Here is a 586-nt window from a genome sequence, read left to right as displayed (position 1 = left end):
AGTAAATATCCACCCGTGAAACGGGTGGCTTTTTAACAGCCCTAGAAGGGCTCACCACTCGCTAGCCCCTTAAAAGGGGCTTTTTAAATGACCACCAACCGCTCACAGCCCTATCTCTCTTTAACTATTTAAATGGATCTACATACTCTTGTTTACTTATACTATCTCTTATTCGATCATCTGCTTCTTGTTCTCTAATATATTTTTCAATTGTTTTTTGATTTAACCCAACCGTACTCACGTAGTATCCTTTGGACCAAAAGCTTTTATTCCCATACTTATATTTCAAATTCGCATGTTTTTCATGGATTAAGGTTGCACTTCGTCCTTTTAAGTAGCCCATAAAACTAGAAATACTAATCTTTGGTGGTATTCTTACTAACATATGAATATGGTCAGGCATGGCATGAGCTTCAATGATTTCAACATCTTTCATCTCACACAATTTTCTTAATATCTGACCAATACTTACTCTTAACTTTCCATAAATCACTTTTCGTCGATACTTCGGGGTGAAGACTATGTGATACTTACAATTCCATCTGGTATGTGCTAAACTTTTATCGTCGTTAGACATAAAAAAAAA

Annotated in this window: 1 protein-coding gene; it reads right to left on the bottom strand. The window is 35.7% G+C overall.

Translation table 11 applies throughout. From position 1 onward, the window contains the following. Nucleotides 1-124: 124 nt before the first annotated feature. Nucleotides 125-577: an IS200/IS605 family transposase gene (gene tnpA, locus ECA1_RS16700; protein ID WP_008382269.1), complete on the bottom strand. Its 453-nt coding sequence runs from the start codon at nucleotides 575-577 to the stop codon at nucleotides 125-127. Nucleotides 578-586 lie beyond the last annotated feature (9 nt).

Source organism: Enterococcus casseliflavus NBRC 100478, assembly GCF_001544095.1.
In the GTDB taxonomy this organism is placed as follows: domain Bacteria; phylum Bacillota; class Bacilli; order Lactobacillales; family Enterococcaceae; genus Enterococcus_D; species Enterococcus_D casseliflavus.
This window is presented reverse-complemented; position numbering and strand designations above follow the sequence as displayed.

Coding starts and splice junctions, on each gene's coding strand:
- tnpA (WP_008382269.1), bottom strand. CDS start 577: ATGTCTAACGACGATAAAAGTTTAGCACATACCAGATGGAATTGTAAG.